General features: G+C 40.9%; 19 protein-coding genes, 4 tRNA genes and 1 riboswitch. Of the genes, 6 read left to right on the top strand and 17 right to left on the bottom strand.

The annotated features are described in order from the left end of the window. Positions 1 to 4: 4 nt before the first annotated feature. Together MST16_RS04450 and MST16_RS04455 are read left to right on the top strand one after the other, a co-directional pair. On the top strand, positions 5 to 214 hold the full coding sequence (locus MST16_RS04450) for a PA3496 family putative envelope integrity protein (protein ID WP_078191373.1): 210 nt from the start codon (positions 5 to 7) through the stop codon (positions 212 to 214). 67 nt (positions 215 to 281) lie between these two features. After that, entirely contained in the window at positions 282 to 806 is a 525-nt protein-coding gene (locus MST16_RS04455) for a YecA family protein (RefSeq protein ID WP_078191372.1), read from the top strand. Between the two features lie 80 nt (positions 807 to 886). Here the strand turns inward: MST16_RS04455 and MST16_RS04460 are convergent, their stop codons facing one another. The 5 genes from MST16_RS04460 to MST16_RS04480 form a co-directional block, all read right to left on the bottom strand. Then, positions 887 to 1,303, bottom strand: a complete 417-nt coding sequence (locus MST16_RS04460; protein WP_078192190.1) for an ABZJ_00895 family protein — start codon at positions 1,301 to 1,303, stop codon at positions 887 to 889. 123 nt (positions 1,304 to 1,426) lie between these two features. Next, a complete protein-coding gene (locus tag MST16_RS04465; RefSeq protein WP_180011536.1) occupies positions 1,427 to 1,837 on the bottom strand; it encodes an ABZJ_00895 family protein in 411 nt (136 codons plus the stop codon). 21 nt (positions 1,838 to 1,858) lie between these two features. Then, the gene (locus tag MST16_RS04470) at positions 1,859 to 2,470 is read right to left on the bottom strand and encodes a DedA family protein (protein WP_180011538.1); all 612 of its coding nucleotides are present in this window, start codon (positions 2,468 to 2,470) and stop codon (positions 1,859 to 1,861) included. A gap of 362 nt (positions 2,471 to 2,832) precedes the next feature. Further along, complete coding sequence (locus MST16_RS04475; RefSeq protein ID WP_180011540.1) at positions 2,833 to 3,129, bottom strand: hypothetical protein; 297 nt, start codon at positions 3,127 to 3,129, stop codon at positions 2,833 to 2,835. 194 nt (positions 3,130 to 3,323) lie between these two features. After that, positions 3,324 to 4,256, bottom strand: coding sequence for a rhodanese-related sulfurtransferase (locus tag MST16_RS04480; RefSeq protein ID WP_180011542.1), 933 nt, complete (start codon positions 4,254 to 4,256; stop codon positions 3,324 to 3,326). A 189-nt stretch (positions 4,257 to 4,445) separates the two neighbouring features. Between MST16_RS04480 and MST16_RS04485 the strand changes: the two genes are divergently transcribed. After that, on the top strand, positions 4,446 to 4,934 hold the full coding sequence (locus MST16_RS04485) for a DUF1289 domain-containing protein (RefSeq protein WP_111885315.1): 489 nt from the start codon (positions 4,446 to 4,448) through the stop codon (positions 4,932 to 4,934). A gap of 63 nt (positions 4,935 to 4,997) precedes the next feature. Beyond that, positions 4,998 to 5,609 (top strand): LysE family translocator, encoded by a 612-nt coding sequence (locus MST16_RS04490; RefSeq protein ID WP_180011544.1) that lies wholly within the window; start codon positions 4,998 to 5,000, stop codon positions 5,607 to 5,609. Between the two features lie 87 nt (positions 5,610 to 5,696). Here the strand turns inward: MST16_RS04490 and ribB are convergent, their stop codons facing one another. Next, on the bottom strand, positions 5,697 to 6,356 hold the full coding sequence (gene ribB / locus MST16_RS04495) for a 3,4-dihydroxy-2-butanone-4-phosphate synthase (protein ID WP_168378108.1): 660 nt from the start codon (positions 6,354 to 6,356) through the stop codon (positions 5,697 to 5,699). A gap of 103 nt (positions 6,357 to 6,459) precedes the next feature. After that, positions 6,460 to 6,613: riboswitch (FMN riboswitch) on the bottom strand. Positions 6,614 to 6,783: 170 nt separating this feature from the next. On the opposite strand from ribB, the gene MST16_RS04500 reads away from it, so the two are divergent. Then, on the top strand, positions 6,784 to 8,625 hold the full coding sequence (locus tag MST16_RS04500) for a DUF2157 domain-containing protein (RefSeq protein WP_180011546.1): 1,842 nt from the start codon (positions 6,784 to 6,786) through the stop codon (positions 8,623 to 8,625). Continuing rightward, the gene (locus MST16_RS04505; RefSeq protein WP_180011548.1) at positions 8,625 to 9,236 is read left to right on the top strand and encodes a GDYXXLXY domain-containing protein; all 612 of its coding nucleotides are present in this window, start codon (positions 8,625 to 8,627) and stop codon (positions 9,234 to 9,236) included. The genes MST16_RS04500 and MST16_RS04505 overlap by 1 nt, the downstream gene beginning before the upstream one ends. Positions 9,237 to 9,371: 135 nt before the next feature. Here MST16_RS04505 and panD read toward each other — a convergent pair whose 3' ends face one another. The 11 genes from panD to MST16_RS04560 form a co-directional block, all read right to left on the bottom strand. Next, the gene (panD, locus tag MST16_RS04510; RefSeq protein ID WP_078192181.1) at positions 9,372 to 9,752 is read right to left on the bottom strand and encodes an aspartate 1-decarboxylase; all 381 of its coding nucleotides are present in this window, start codon (positions 9,750 to 9,752) and stop codon (positions 9,372 to 9,374) included. A 150-nt stretch (positions 9,753 to 9,902) separates the two neighbouring features. Continuing rightward, on the bottom strand, positions 9,903 to 10,478 hold the full coding sequence (pth, locus tag MST16_RS04515; RefSeq protein ID WP_180011549.1) for an aminoacyl-tRNA hydrolase: 576 nt from the start codon (positions 10,476 to 10,478) through the stop codon (positions 9,903 to 9,905). A 20-nt stretch (positions 10,479 to 10,498) separates the two neighbouring features. After that, complete coding sequence (rplY, locus tag MST16_RS04520; RefSeq protein ID WP_180005449.1) at positions 10,499 to 10,795, bottom strand: 50S ribosomal protein L25; 297 nt, start codon at positions 10,793 to 10,795, stop codon at positions 10,499 to 10,501. Positions 10,796 to 10,893: 98 nt separating this feature from the next. Continuing rightward, positions 10,894 to 11,847, bottom strand: coding sequence for a ribose-phosphate pyrophosphokinase (locus MST16_RS04525; RefSeq protein WP_078191360.1), 954 nt, complete (start codon positions 11,845 to 11,847; stop codon positions 10,894 to 10,896). 37 nt (positions 11,848 to 11,884) lie between these two features. Next, positions 11,885 to 11,959: transfer RNA gene (locus MST16_RS04530), tRNA-Gln, on the bottom strand. Positions 11,960 to 12,050: 91 nt separating this feature from the next. After that, positions 12,051 to 12,125, bottom strand: a tRNA-Gln gene (locus MST16_RS04535). Positions 12,126 to 12,153: 28 nt separating this feature from the next. Then, positions 12,154 to 12,228 (bottom strand) — tRNA-Gln (locus tag MST16_RS04540). Positions 12,229 to 12,266: 38 nt separating this feature from the next. Continuing rightward, positions 12,267 to 12,341 (bottom strand) — tRNA-Gln (locus MST16_RS04545). A 3-nt stretch (positions 12,342 to 12,344) separates the two neighbouring features. Then, positions 12,345 to 13,184, bottom strand: coding sequence for a 4-(cytidine 5'-diphospho)-2-C-methyl-D-erythritol kinase (gene ispE / locus MST16_RS04550; RefSeq protein ID WP_180011570.1), 840 nt, complete (start codon positions 13,182 to 13,184; stop codon positions 12,345 to 12,347). Positions 13,185 to 13,212: 28 nt separating this feature from the next. Next, complete coding sequence (lolB, locus tag MST16_RS04555) at positions 13,213 to 13,791, bottom strand: lipoprotein insertase outer membrane protein LolB (protein WP_180005450.1); 579 nt, start codon at positions 13,789 to 13,791, stop codon at positions 13,213 to 13,215. A 9-nt stretch (positions 13,792 to 13,800) separates the two neighbouring features. Further along, positions 13,801 to 15,513, bottom strand: a complete 1,713-nt coding sequence (locus MST16_RS04560) for a hypothetical protein (protein WP_180005451.1) — start codon at positions 15,511 to 15,513, stop codon at positions 13,801 to 13,803. Between the last annotated feature and the right edge of the window lie 23 nt (positions 15,514 to 15,536).

Here is a 15,536-nt window from a genome sequence, read left to right on the forward strand (position 1 = left end):
TTTGGTGTCTTCTACAGATTTTGAACTAGATGATAACTACGGTGATGATGATGTGAATTTCGATGAGGCCAGTGCAAAAACTAGCGCGAAAGAATCGTTAGAAAAGCGCCGACTTATTGATGACCTTCTGGCTCAGCGCCGTCTTGAACGTGAGCTTAAAGATTTTGATTACGACATCGACGATGACGATGATTTTGATGACGAAGAAGACTAAATAGCGATTTAGCATAGCGCTTGAAAATGCTATGCTTACGCATTAAGTTTCTAACTCTGGATTTGAAATGAGTGCTTTAGATTTAGACCTTTTGAGTGACTATTTAGACGGCGATGACAACGAGCATGGTCTAGATTTTGCAGCGACTCATGGTTTTTTATGTGCAATTGCAGTAGGCCCAGCTTTTGATAAATGGCTAGACGAACTTTTTGATAACAATCAGAAAAAAGTACCTGCTGAAATTATTGCACAAGTAAAAGCATGGCTCGAATCGATTCGTCAGAATCTTGCCAATGAAGATGGTATTGAATTTCCATTTGAAATTGAAGAAGCCGATGTTGAATCAAGTCTTGGTGACTGGAGTGTTGGCTTCGTTGATGCCATGTTCCTAAACGAAGATGCATGGTTCACCGACGAGTTTGAAGAACAATTGGTTGATTTAACTTTGCCAATCATGGTGTTCAGCGGCATTGATGAAGAAGATCCACAAATGGAATCTTTCCGTCGTAATGGTCAGTTGATGGATGAACTTGCAGAAGAAATCCCAACCAATTTGAACGAATTATATTTGATGTATCACACACCAAATTAATTTCGACGAAATTTAAAAAAAGCACCTTGGGGTGCTTTTTTTAGCGCTATACCTTTTCAATTCAAAGTTAGTCTAAAGGCTTAACTACGTTTGGCTTTTAAGAAGCTCTTTGCCATCCATCCAAAAGATAAAGCCAACATGAGATAATGGATGAATAAGGTAAAGCTGATAGCAAGCAGCCAGACCCAAGCGGGTAATTGCGTTAGCGCCATTTGAATAAAGGCTTGGGTTTCAGGGAAGATCAAGAGACAAATGACTGTAGCAACGACACTGATGAGAACCGAAGCTAAAATACAGCTCCAAATCAAAGTTCGCTTTTCTAACTTATTTGGCACTCGCTGATGGTCTTTAACAAAGCTGGATGCCGCAGCAAAACCGCCCACGATGAGACAGGTAATGGATGAACCACCGGGTAAATCAAAGAAAGACTCTATGGCTGCGACAGCGACCATGGCGAGGGCATAAGCAATGCTAAATGTGATGATGTATTTTTTCATTATTTAATGTTCATGTTTTCGTTTTATAAAGAGCGAGTATAGCTTGCCCGAAGTTTCTTCACTCAATTTTAAGTTTCAGTGAAGGGTATTGATTCAAATTCTAACGGAATAAGTTAAAAAAATTTATAATTTTTTAGCGCAGTAGTCTGCATACCAACCGTAGGCAATATGAAATATCGTGCCATGAATGGCGACCATGCAGAGCATAATTACAGCAGTTAGCCCAATGCCTGCATGATCCACAGACTTCATAATGCTTTCGGCATTGGGATTCATCAGCACCAAGAACAGCACAAAAAAGCTACCAATGATGATTGCAACGGCACTGGAGCCCCAAACCAGTTGAATCTTTTCATGGTTGCTAGGCACGCGTTGTTCTTTCTTTACAAAATGCCCAACGCTGATTAATGCACATGCCACCAATGTAGGAATTAATGTAATACCACCTAGATTTAATCCAAAAATTAATACGGTAATCAAAAGCACCAAGGCGATGCTATAAACAGCAGCAAAGTGTAGGAGATAGTGTTTCATTTAAGCCCCAAAAACAAAAAATTAACGAGGTCGACGTTGATGTCGACGGTACAAAATCCAAGCAATAATGATGACTGTGATCAGAATAATCACATGGCTAACTTTACTAAATATTTGCTGCATTAACTGCTGATTTTCACCTAAATAAAAGCCCACACAGGCTAAAAAGGTGGTCCAAATAATCGTACCTAAACCACTATAAAACATAAACTTCCAAAATGGCATGCGGCTCATTCCAGCAGGAATACTAATGAGAGAACGCACAGCTGGAATCATCCGGCCGAAAAATACAATGCGGTGACCGTATTGCTCAAACCATGCTAGAGATTTTTTTATATCTGCCGATTTGATAAATAAATACTTTCCATAGCGATCGACGAAGTGAAAGATGGATTCATGCTTAAATTTATAACCAATCCAATATAGCAATGCAGCCGCCAGTAAAGAGCCGACACAACCTGAAATAATGACACCAATGAGCAGTAGTTGACCTTGGGAGGCAGAATAGCCAGCCGAGGGCATAATGATTTCTGAGGGGATTGGGGGGAAGACATTGTCAAGGAACATGAGTAGGGCAATACCGACATAACCCAATTGTTCCATGATTGAAATGATCCATTCAGTTAAAGTCATGGTAGCTAAGGCAGAGAAAAGGTGTATTTATCCTATGTTGAAAAGCGCAGTGGGTAAAGTTCCGTTTTAAATATTCCTGAAATCACCTAAGTAAAACAACAAATATTGAGTTCATCTTGTATTAAGTAGCACGTAGGCTGAATTAGAAGGAAAAGTATGAATACGTGATGGCATTAAGCAATGCTGAATGATTTAAGGTTGAATAATTGAAAGGCTTGGATCATAGTTTTTATAGTATTGAGTGTACGCTGTTCAGTTTGGATTTTATTTAGATTTCGGAGCTTTAGCAGCCTTAAAAATCGTTTTATATACTGAACAGCGTAGGACAAAGTTGCAATAAGTAGCTTTGCAAGTTGCGCAAATTAATCATCATGTTCCATATTTAACAGGGTGTGAATATAGACTTGGCGTAAGCTCAGAGATAAAGCAAATGGAATCGCACAAAGTCCAAGAATGTTGAGCAGAGTGGGTTGTAAGTGCAAAGTATAAGCAATAAATAAGGCAAAAATTGCACCAATGCATGTGGCAATACTGACTATCAAAATATGCGACTGTTGGTTAAGGAGGTGTTTTAATTCTGCAACACTTTCTTTTACACGTGGAGCGGGTAAAGCAAGGCGCCTTGAGGTTGCAATAGGAGAGTTGATTAATTTTGGCATAATGCTTTCCTTTTCAATTATCTATAAGGATTTTCTCGGATCAATTGATCAGAATAAGCATAAATGCGCGAACTGATTCTCGTAAATAACCAGATATAGTTATTTTGTCAAAAAAATTAAGTCACTGTTGAGAATGCGTAAAAAAAGCCCTAAAAATAGGGCTTTTATTTATATATCGTTACAACAAATTTTGCTTAGAGACGCTTACGTTTTGCTGCCACAATTTGTGATTGACGCATACGGAAGCCTGCTTTTTGCTGTTCAGTGGTTTTGTCGATACAGTATTTGCATGATACGCCGTGTTCGTAGCTCGGAAGTTCAACTTCAGCAGGAGCCAGTGGCCAACCGCATGCGTGACATTTGATATTTTCGCCTTCTTCCATACCGTGAGTGACAGCAGTACGACCGTCAAATACGAAACATTCACCTTCCCACATGCTTTCTTCAACAGGGGTTTCTTCTAAATATTTTAAGATACCGCCTTTAAGGTGATAAACCTCATTAAAGCCTTCTTGAAGTAAAAGTGAGGTTGATTTTTCACAGCGAATACCGCCTGTACAGAACATGGCAATTTTCTTATCTTTATGCTGCTCAAGCTCTTTTTTCACGTATTCAGGGAATTCACGGAAAGTCTCAGTTTTCGGGTCAATCGCACCCTTAAATGTACCTGCTTTGTATTCATAGTCGTTACGTGTATCAATTAGGATTACGTCATCACGTGCAATTAGTTCATTCCATTCTTTAGGATCAAGATAGTGACCGACTAAATCACGTGGTTTCACTTCCACACCTAAAGTCACGATTTCTTTTTTCAGTTTGATCTTCATTTTACGGAATGGTTTATCCGCGCTATGCGATTCTTTGTATTCCATCGCATTGAATCCTTCGTTGAGAAGGAACTGATGGATGATATCTACAGATTTACGGTCACCAGCAACTGTACCGTTAATACCTTCACCTGCCACAATTAGAGTACCGCAAAGGTTGATGGTTTTTACCAAGTCTAAAAGACGTTGTTGAAGATCAGCAGGATCTTGAACTTCTTTGAATTGATAAAGTGCGGCAACAACCCAACCAGAGGTCGCTTGCTGTTCTACAGGTGCAAGCTGTTCTACAGTAGCGTTCATGGAGTACTCCAAATGAATAAAACAGGATAAAAATTAAGGCGCACATTCTACCGCGATTTGGATGAATAAGCGAGTAATGCGGTGGCTTTTAGCCACACATTTCATCATGGCTTCATTTCAGCAGTTTTAGCGTGTATAGTCATGCCGAGTTGTTTCTATCCCATAAATATTGATTGAATGGAGCCGGTTTTGAGTACTGATCGTCGAATTGCCTCGTTGACCCCATGTGCAGGGCGTTGTTCTACGGTATTTGGTGATTCAGTCTGCCGTGGTTGCCGCCGCTTTAACCATGAAGTCATAAAATGGAATACCTATACAGCCGAGCAACACACGGCCATTTGGTGTCGTTTAGATGCGCAGTTAGATCAAATTTTAATACCGATGTTGCCGCAAGCAGATATCGTTCATGTCGAAGGCTTTGTTTTGTCTAAGCGAGTTCGCTTACGTCCAGATGCAAGTAAAGGCCGTAAACTGTATCACGCACTCAAGCTCTGCGAAAAAAACCGTCATTTCACAGATGAAAGTGGACTCGGGATACATTACAAACAGGTGCGACCGTTGTGGGATGAATTTGAGCGTCGTGTTTTAGCACTCGCCACAGCCAGCTATGATTTGGCATTTTTAAGAGCAGATGCCATTCGCTTGCATTTATTGCAAAACATGGATGAAGAGGACTAAGTCCTCTTTTTTTATTTATGAAATTTATCGTGATGTAAAAAAAATAAGTGAAGGAATCTCAGCGTGAATTATTCGGAGTACTTTTTATATTGTGTGGCAGTCATCGTAATGATTGCAACACCTGGACCTGTCATGCTGTTGGTCGCGAGTGCAGGTTTACAAGGCGGATATAAAAAGGCATTTCAAACCATTGTCGGGACAAATTTTGCGTCACTGATTTTGATTGTGCTGTCAGTGTGTATTTTAAAAGGCATTTTAAATGTGAATGCGCACTGGCTCGATGGCATTAAAATACTGGGTTGTATATATATTGCTTATATTGGGTTTGATATTTTAAAAGAAGTGATGACACAGCCCACTGAGCAATCTCTGCAGTTAAAAGCAGCTCAAGGGGGCTTTAAGCAAGGACTGATCGTGGGGATTTCAAATCCTAAGGATATTATTTTCTTTGCTTCATTTTTTCCGCAGTTTGTAGGAATTACTCCTCATCTTGATCTGAGTTTAATTGTGTTGACCCTCAGTTGGATCGTTTTAGATTTTGCGACCTTGTCTTTGGTGTATTTGTCTTTTCATCGATTGTCGAAATCACGCTGGTATAAAAAATTATTGGCACTGTGTGGGCTGATTTTAGTGGTAGTTGCCATCTACGGGATCTATAGCATATTCACGGTTTAATTCTTAACTTGAAATGTGCAGTAAAAAATAAAAAAGGCTGATTCAATCAGCCTTTTTATGAATGTGTAGAGCTTTAATTAATTCGCACTAGAGATTGTGCTGTAAACGATATTGCACAATTTCTTCAATGGTGAGTACAGTCAAATGATGGGTTTGTGCATACGCTAAAACTTGTACGCCATTCGCCATTGTACCGTCTGGGTTGGTTAATTCACACAAAACACCTGCAGGTTTTAAACCGGCTAGACGGGCCAAATCAATGGTGCCTTCAGTATGTCCACGACGGGTCAATACGCCGCCTTCACGCGCCCGTAAAGGAAAAACATGACCCGGACGGTTTAAGTCACCCGCAACAGCACCATCTTTAATTGCGGCTTTGACTGTAGTTGTTCGGTCTTTTGCTGAAACTCCAGTAGTAACACCTTCCGCAGCTTCAATGGTGACGGTAAAGGCAGTTTTAAAATGGCTAGAGTTATCAGACACCATGGGTGGAAGTTCTAAATGATTGGCTTGAGCATCGGTTAAACACAGGCAGACAATTCCTGAACCGTCACGAATCATACGTGCCATGGTTTCTACAGTCAGTGTTTCTGCAGCAACAATCAGGTCGGCTTCATTTTCACGGTCAAAATCGTCCATGACTAAAACTGGTTTACCTTGACGAATGTCTTCTAAGGCTTGCAGCATGCGCTGTTCTGCAGGTGGAAGGGCAGAAAAGAAAATTTCGGGTTGAATTAAACTAGACATTGAAACGCTCGCGTAAATTTTAGATACGGTTGAACATTTCAGGACATGTGAAATAGTGGCGTTACGATATATATTGAAAATGATCAATGATATAGAGATGTGACGTCGTCTTCTTTCATCCGGACTATACCGTCGGCTCAGGTATTGCACCTGATCTGCGAATCGCGTTTAAACGATTGGCTCGTGGGCTTTTTGTAGGGCTTTCAACCCAGCAAATTTACCACCGGTGGGGAATTTCACCCCGCCCTGAAGCGATGTGTCTTGAGTATAGACCTGTTTGAGTGATGATGGGGGATTATTGCTTAGAATCATTTGCAAAATTTTAGATAAGTAAATTTATAAGATTGGATTTGTAAGCATTTATATAAAGTGTGTCAAAGCATGCTATCGTGCCGATAAATCAACCATGATTGCATAATGATAAAAAATGACCGCTCCTCAGCATTCTCAGCAGCAGAATATAAAGCTGCATCGTTCACAGTTAGATCAAGAGTTTTCAACAGATCTGTTCCAAGATGTACAGGTCATTCGGTATCTGCAAGTGATCGGTGTTGCACTGATAGCTGCCAGTTTCGTGTATTTGATCGCGGCAAACTGGTTGATGTTACCCAAATTTATTCAATTGGCAATTCCAATGTTGCTGTTAGTACTTAGTGCTGTGACGAGTGTATATTTTGCAAGTCGTGTTTGGATTCAGCAAAGTTTAGATACTTTAAGCGGTTTGTTGCTTGGATTGTGTTTGGCTGTGATCGGGCAGGTCTATCAAACAGGTGCAGACAGTTATCTGTTATTTTTAGTTTGGGTTTTGCTGCTTTTACCTTGGTTATATCGATCGAATATCGGAGTCTTTGCGTTACTGTGTTTGATCAGTCAATTGGCATTATTTTTATATTTTAAACAAAGCTATTTAATCGTTGATCATTCATGGTGGTATTTACTTTGTATGAATATATTGACGGCAATATGTGTGACCTTGTGTTTGAAATATTATGCTGCACTGCGCTTTGTATTTATTGCATTCATTACACTAATGTCGATGTATTGCATGTTTTTATACTGTGGAAATGGGGTAGATCAGTATCAATGGCAATATTTAATTTTTGCATCGTTGCTTCCAATTTATCTGATTATCTATTTTTATCGACAACATCGTGCATTAGAAACCAGTTTACAAGCCGCGGGTCTTGCTGCGAGTTTCAGTATTTTGATTTTCCAATGGGCAGAACATATTTTATCTGATTCGATTGCAGGATTGCTGGTTTTTGCTTTGCTGATATTTGCTTGGTTTGCGGTGATCAGTTGGGCACTGATGAAATTTCTGCCACAGACTAAATTTGCGGTTATTCCTTTAGCGATTGGGGCATGGTTGGCAGGCATTATTTTATCGAGCTTATTGCTGACCTATTGGAAGGCGTTTTCGATCGTCATGGGCTTAGTTTTTGTAGCTGTGGCTTGGTGGTTGATTCGACGAGCTAAAAGTATCTTTAGTCGCCAATTTGCTTACTGCTTATGGGTATGTGGCCAATCTGCGGTCTTCATTCATACAGAGAGCTTGACCGATAGCATTGGGTTTATTTTATTGTTGCAAATTGGCGTTATATTGCTCTGTTTATTTAGTCGAATGCATTGGTTTATTGTTTTTATTCAACTCATTGCAGGATACTGCCTTGCAGTGGTCACACTATTTGATGCCGATCTTTTTATGAGCGATGAACATGTCATCTTAGCTGTGACTGGATTGAATTATATTCTACTGATTTTCTTGCTCGGGAGTGCAACAGCTTGGTTGCACTCGATGTATCGAAAAAGCATTGTGTTATGGATGTTATGCATCGTATTGGCGGGTGTGGTGTTGCAGACGTTGTCAAATAACATTCTACAGTTTGAACAGACCCAAAATGGTGTTCTTGACCTGTGTGTCGGTTACCTGCTGCCTGTGGTTTGGCTTGGCCTTTACATCGCAAATCAGCAAAAACAGGTGGGGAGCGAAAAATGGCCGTTACTGTTATTGGGCCTTGTGCTGATTGCGATGGGCTATTTTGGAATTTTCTTGTTATTGGTTTTATTGGCATGGGCGCAGGTCTATCAGCAATCTTTGGTTAAAGCCTTGAGCATCTTGTTGATCATTTTTAGCTTATGGATGCTGTATTACAATTTGGGTCTGAGTTTTTTATTGAAAAGTTTAACGATTTTGATTTCTGGTCTATTGTTGCTTGGTATCACCAAGATGTTATCTGCGATACAGCTTAAACAAGGGGGAGATGTGTGATGAACATACTCAATAAAAAAATGCTTCCTATTGGTTTGGCTGTACTCAGTATTCTTTTATTTGTACTGATGATTGCACGGCATGAATGGCATTTGGCAAACAGTCAGAGTATTTATGTAAAGTTGCAACCTGTCGATCCGCGCTCTTTGATTCAAGGGGATTATATGGCCTTGAATTATCAGCTCTATTTTGGTGGTCAGCCTTCTGAAGAGCAATCTGCTAATGGGCAGGCTGCCAAAGCGAACAAAGAAGAAAATGTACACCGTGACTATTTTGTAGATCAAAAAAGTATTGTGAGTTATGTGCAGCTTGATGCACAGCGTAGAGTGATTCGAACCAGTTTCAATCCAAAGTTATTAGTGCAGTATCCAAGCTCATCTACAAAACTGGTGCTCAAAAATCCTGACAATAGATTTGAGGGTTTATATCCCGCTGCGAGCAGTTTTTTATTTGCTGAAGGCTTGGAAGCGTGCTATCGCGATGCGCAATATGCAGAGCTAAAGGTACAAGAAAATGGTCAGCCTTTGTTGGTGGGGTTGGTCGGAGAGCATTTACAGCCCTTTGATTGTAAACAAAATCAAGCATGGTGGAAGGGCCCGAGAGCAGGGTAGACAAATAAATTGAGCTGTTGAGTTGTATGTAGTGATATGCGTCTAATACTGAATTTTCGTAATCAATAATGCATATTTCAGCCATAAAAAAGCCCGCAAAATTGCGGGCTTTTTAGAATCTTTAAATGCTTTAACTTATGCAACTTGAACTGGAATACAGTTCGCTGTGTGGTTCACAGTGTTGTTTGGGTTCGCGTAGACTAAACGTGGCTTATGTGCATTTGCTTCAGCTTCTGTGAAATCGCCAAAAGTTGCGATAATCATCAAGTCGCCAATATCTGCTTGGTGAGCAGCACCGCCATTTACAGAGATAATGCCAGAACCTTCTTCACCACGAATGGCGTAAGTGGTAAAACGCTTACCATTAGTCACGTTCCACATATGAATTTCTTCATATTCACGGATACCGGCTAAATCTAGAAGAATACCGTCAATTGCACAAGAACCTTCATAATGTAATTCTGCTTGTGTAACGACGCAACGGTGGATTTTAGCTTTTAATAAACGAGATAGCATGGCTAGCGTCTCCTTGGTAGACCTAAGATCGTATCTTATGGTGGAACAATCTCTTGAATGCTGGGTGAGCAGTCAAATGCAAGCGCATTTTGCTCTGAAATCATTCAGATGGCAATAAGTATTGTTCAACAATTTGTGGAATTGTCAGTTCTATTTGTAAGCGTTGATCTGGTTCATGGCTTGCGGAATCTCACCACTTACCAACAATTTAGTACGTGATAAGGCATGTGCAATAGCATCATCCATTAAGCCTTGTTCACTACTTGGTGCTTTACCTAAGACATGGCCTGAGACACGTTCTTTAGAACCAGGATGACCAATACCAATACGTAAACGATGGAAATTTGGACCAATATGCGGGACGATATCGCGTAAACCATTATGACCACCATGACCACCGCCAGTTTTCAGGCGAATGACACCAGGGTTCATATCAAGTTCATCGTGTGCGATAAGCATTGCTTCGGGAGCAATTTGATAGAATTTGGCGAAGGGAACAACACTTTGACCAGAGAGGTTCATAAAGGTTGTAGGTAACAGTAGACGAACGTCTTGACCTTCGATATTACCACGACCACTGATGCCTTTATATTTAGGATCAGCTTTGAGTTGGATGCCATATTGTTCTGCAAGGCGTTCTACAAACCAGAAGCCTGCATTATGGCGGGTTTGGGCATACTCAGAACCTGGGTTACCCAAACCAACAATCAGTGAAAGTTTACTCACTCATTTACACCATTTAACACTTATGCGCGTTTGAAGTCAGCGTGCATAGGAGTGTTTTTAGCTGGGTGACGTTGTAAAGCTTGGATTTTAACGCTTTCAGCTTTACCGTCGATGTTGATTTCAACAATTTCTTCAAAGAAAGCGTTGTTTTCTAAAGCTTTAACAAGTTCGCGAAGTTCTAAAGTAACTGCTACAGGTTCAGCTGCACCACCGTAGATGATTGCTGGTACTTTATTTTGAAGACGAAGGCGGCGGCTCGAACCTTTCCCTTGTACTGCTTCTTCACGTGCTACTGCATTTAATACGAAGTTTGCCATGATAGACATTCCTATTTAAGTTTAATTGACTAGACCTTCGACCAGTCTAGTGATAGAAAGCCCCACCAAAAGGCAGGGCTTTTAAATTTAGCGCTATATTATAGATAAGAATCGAACATTGCGCTAATAGATTCTTCGTTGTTAATACGACGAATTGTTTCAGCAACCATACTTGCAACTGAAACTTGGCGAATCTTACCAAGAGCTTGAGCTTCTTCTGAAAGCGGAATGGTGTCTGTTACAACCAATTCGTCAATCACAGAGTTTTTCAAGTTTTCTAAAGCTTTACCAGAAAGTACTGGGTGAGTTGCGTAAGCAACAACTTTGCGAGCACCAAAAGTTTTTAGTGCGTCAGCAGCTTTACACAATGTACCTGCTGTATCCACCATATCATCAACGATGACACAGTCACGGCCTTTAACGTCACCGATCAAGTGCATTACTTGAGATTCATTCGCTTTTTGACGGCGTTTGTCGATGATCGCAAGATCGATATCACCCATTTGCTTAGCAACAGCACGCGCACGTACTACACCACCAACGTCAGGAGAAACAACCATTAAGTTGTCGTGTGACTGTTGACGAAGATCTGCTAAAAGCGCAGGAGTACCGTAGATGTTGTCTACAGGAATATCGAAGAAACCTTGGATTTGGTCAGCATGAAGGTCGATCATGACAACGCGGTCAATACCAACAGTTGTGAGCATATCTGCAACAACTTTTGCTGTAATTGGCACACGGCTTGAACGTGGACGACGATCTTGACGAGCATAACCAAAGTAAGGAATGACAGCAGTGATACGACCAGCACTTGCACGACGCAAAGCATCAGCCATAACTAAGATTTCCATAAGGTTATCGTTAGTTGGGGCACAAGTTGGTTGTACGATGAATACGTCTTTACCACGAACATTTTCAGTAATTTCGACAGCGATTTCACCGTCAGAAAATTGACCTACAGATGCAGCACCTAGAGGGATGTGAAGGTGGCTAACGACTTTTTGGGCGAATTGTGGATGTGCAGATCCACTAAAAACGACAAGATTGGGCATGAAGCACCCTTGGCGGTTGGCAAATTAGGGAATTAGATGGCAGGGGCGGCTGGATTCGAACCAACGGATGCCGAGATCAAAACCCGGTGCCTTACCACTTGGCGACGCCCCTAATGCGGCAGAACTTTAATATTTTTGCGGTATTTTGTCAAGTTGAAACAACAAAGATACTGCAAATTATGCTCTGTCTTTTTTGAAGTTAATGGCAGGGGCGGCTGGATTCGAACCAACGGATGCCGAGATCAAAACCCGGTGCCTTACCACTTGGCGACGCCCCTAAATTGATGAAATAGCGAATAAAGTAAATGGCAGGGGCGGCTGGATTCGAACCAACGGATGCCGAGATCAAAACCCGGTGCCTTACCACTTGGCGACGCCCCTAATACTTTACAGCAATTACATCTACAGGTGAAAAATGATGGCAGGGGCGGCTGGATTCGAACCAACGGATGCCGAGATCAAAACCCGGTGCCTTACCACTTGGCGACGCCCCTATATCAAACTTCAAAATGACGTAATGGTGATTCTTGTAAACTGCGAACCAAGTAAGATTTACATGGTGCATTTTTCAATATGTCATCAATATTCATATTTTCAGTCACTTCAGTAAATACACAAGCACCTGTACCTGTAAGCTTTGCGGCACCGAACTGATCTAAGTACTGCATTGCTTCATCGACTTCGGGATATAAGCTTCGTGCCACAGGCTCAAAGTTATTTCCAAAATCAGATGGCGTTTCCTGATAGCCGCAAAATTTAGTGGGCTTTGAGTCTCTTGTCAACGTTTTTTGTGAAAAAAGCAGTTGAGTGCTGATAAAACAGTCAGGTTTCAGCACAATGTACTGTTTTTGAGCTAAATCTATGAATGTTAAGTGTTCACCGATGCCTTCAGCCCATGCATTTAGACCATGTACAAACACGGGAACATCTGCCCCAAGTTGTAAGCCGAGTTCTGCTAGTTGTTCAGTATTTAGACCACATTTCCACAGTTGATTGAGCACAATAAGGGTTGTTGCTGCATTGGATGAACCACCACCGAGCCCTGCACCCATCGGAATATTTTTTTCGATGTGGATTTTTTGTGCAGTCAGTGCTTTAGCAAACGGTTTGAGTATTTGAGCAGCACGATAAATTAAATTTTGCTCTAGATTGACGCTGTTTAAGCCCTCAATTTGAATAAAATTTTCATCAGCAGAATTTGCAAGTGGGTGAAATTCCATCCAATCAGATAAATCGATGAGCTGAAAAATCGTCTGCAATTCGTGATATCCATTAGGACGTCGGCCAGTAATGTGCAAAAACAAATTGAGTTTTGCAGGAGAAGGTACACGAATCACAGAAGTCATAGCTCAGCTTTTAGGCAAATTAACGATTTTGAATCACCATTGTAATACGGTTTTCCTGACCGGATTCAAGTGCTTGTTTTAAAATTAACTTGTTCGGTACCGTCGCAGTCTCGTTATAGCTTAGGTCAACCGTCCAACCATCTTCAATAATCTGTTGTGGGCGCTGTGCAGTATCGCGTTGAATTTTTGCTTGTGTGGTTGCAGGGCGCGCCTGTACCCAGTCGACGAGGTGGGTAATGGGAGCTTGCCAACCAGTAGCACGTTCCAGTAATTCTTCAGGTGTTTCTGCTTCAATTAAACCGGTTTTTGCACTGTTTAACTGAACTTGACCGGGTTTACCGCTGATTTGAGTTTTTCCAACACCTAATATGCCACTCAGTTCGATATCATATTCATTGCGGTCTTGAACCCAAGTAAAAAAAGCACTTCCTGACTGTTGTGGCGTGCGCACACCAATCTTACCTTGTAAGTTGAATTGATTTGCAGCGACTTCTTCAGGGCTGGGTTGATCGGGTGTTTTAACATATTGCTGACAACCGGTAAAAAATAAAGCGCAGCAGGTCAGGGCAGATACCCCAAATTTTGAAGATACTTGCATAAACTCTTTCTAACTCTTTTTCATGGGTTGGGGTAACAATAACGAATGTAGTTGCTCTAATTGCGGATCATTCGGATGTTTTTGTTGGAGTTGTTGTAACAACGCGTCAAATTTATTCATATCACCTTGCATGAAGACGGATCGTGCATAGCGAATGCCAATTTTTAAGCTATTACTCAGTTCATACGCTTTGGCCAAAACCGATGCAGAGGTACTAAAATCATTTTGCAAATAGCAAATATAACCGAACGTATCTAAAATTGAGGCTTGCTCAGGAGCATATTCTAAGGCATGTTCGACGTACTTTCGGGCTTCATCTAAGCGTCTATTTTGTACCGCCAAAGTATAGGCATATGCATTTAAATAAGTCGGGCTATTGGGTTCAATTTCAAGTAATTGTTTTAGTAATTGGTCGAGTCTATCTTTATCTTGATGGGCGTCGAGCAATAGAACTTCGGCATAAATGAGCTCTGGATCTTCAGGTAAGTTTTTTACCGCTTCATCAAGTAAACGGACTGCTGCTTTTTTATTGTTCATGCGTTTTAAAATATCTGCCTGAGCAAGATATAAAAAACTGGCATGTTGAGGATAATTAACCCGCTCTTGGGTTAAAAAGCGCAGTGCATCATGCAGCTTATTTTGCTGGCTAAAAATGCTGATCATATTGCGACGTGAAACCGTATAAAGACTACCATCTACAAGGCGATAATAGGCTTTCGCTGTTTCATAATGTTGTTTGCGTTCAGCATTTACCGCGAGATAGTAATACGCCTCATTTTGGTATTTGCTCGAATAGCGTAACTCCACCAAATACTTTTCGGCTTTTTCATAAAGCTCTAAGTCAATACTGGTTAAACCTGCCATAAATAGCGGTTCTTCAGCAGATGGCCATTTCTTTAGTATATCTTCGAGTTTTTCTAGACCTAATTCTGACTGATTGATTTTAATTAAATATTTTGCTTCTGCTAAGCGAACTTCCATATTGTTGCGGTGTTTACGGCTGGATTTTTCGAACCATTTTAAGGTTTCTTCTTCATCACCTAACGACATAAGTAAATTGGCTTTCATTAAGATATAGCCAGTCACTTTCGGGCGTTTTTTCAGTGCTAAATTAATGGTGTCTAAGGCATCAGCAAAGGCACCATTTTGAGCTTGTAAACCTGCGACTAAGACCAAAATAGAGGGATTGGTTTTTTCTTTGCTGGCGGTCAGTGCTTGGATCAGATAAGCACGATCTTCCTCTGACTCAGGGGAAATACCCGCCAAAATTTGTTCTAAATCTGCATTTGGGTCAATGGTTAAAATTTTATCAAGTGTTTCGGCGGCAAGCTCATATTCATGGGCTTTCAAAGCAATATGTGATAAATAAAATAATGCTGGTACATCTTCAGGTTCTTGCACAACCCAATGTGTAGCAATATCTAAGGCTGCTTGTAAATCATTTTGCTCAATAGCAACGTTTAAAGCACGCTGTTTGACCATGGTGGATTTACTTTTGATTGCAAGCACGGTGTAATTATGAAGCGCGGTTGGAATGTCGTTATAAGCTAAGGCAAATTCTGCAATCATACTTTGTTTAATTGCATCATATCCTGAATTTGCATGGTAAACTTCTCCCACGGCCCGAATTGGGGCAGTAGAAGCCATGCTACCAACAAGTAAGAATGTGGTAGAATACTGCTTTATTGTCTGGCCGTTCAGTCGGCTATTTGTTAGACGCAATTTTTCTTGATCCAAGTAATGCT

This window comes from Acinetobacter sp. YH16040_T (genome assembly GCF_024605785.1).
Taxonomy (GTDB): domain Bacteria; phylum Pseudomonadota; class Gammaproteobacteria; order Pseudomonadales; family Moraxellaceae; genus Acinetobacter; species Acinetobacter amyesii.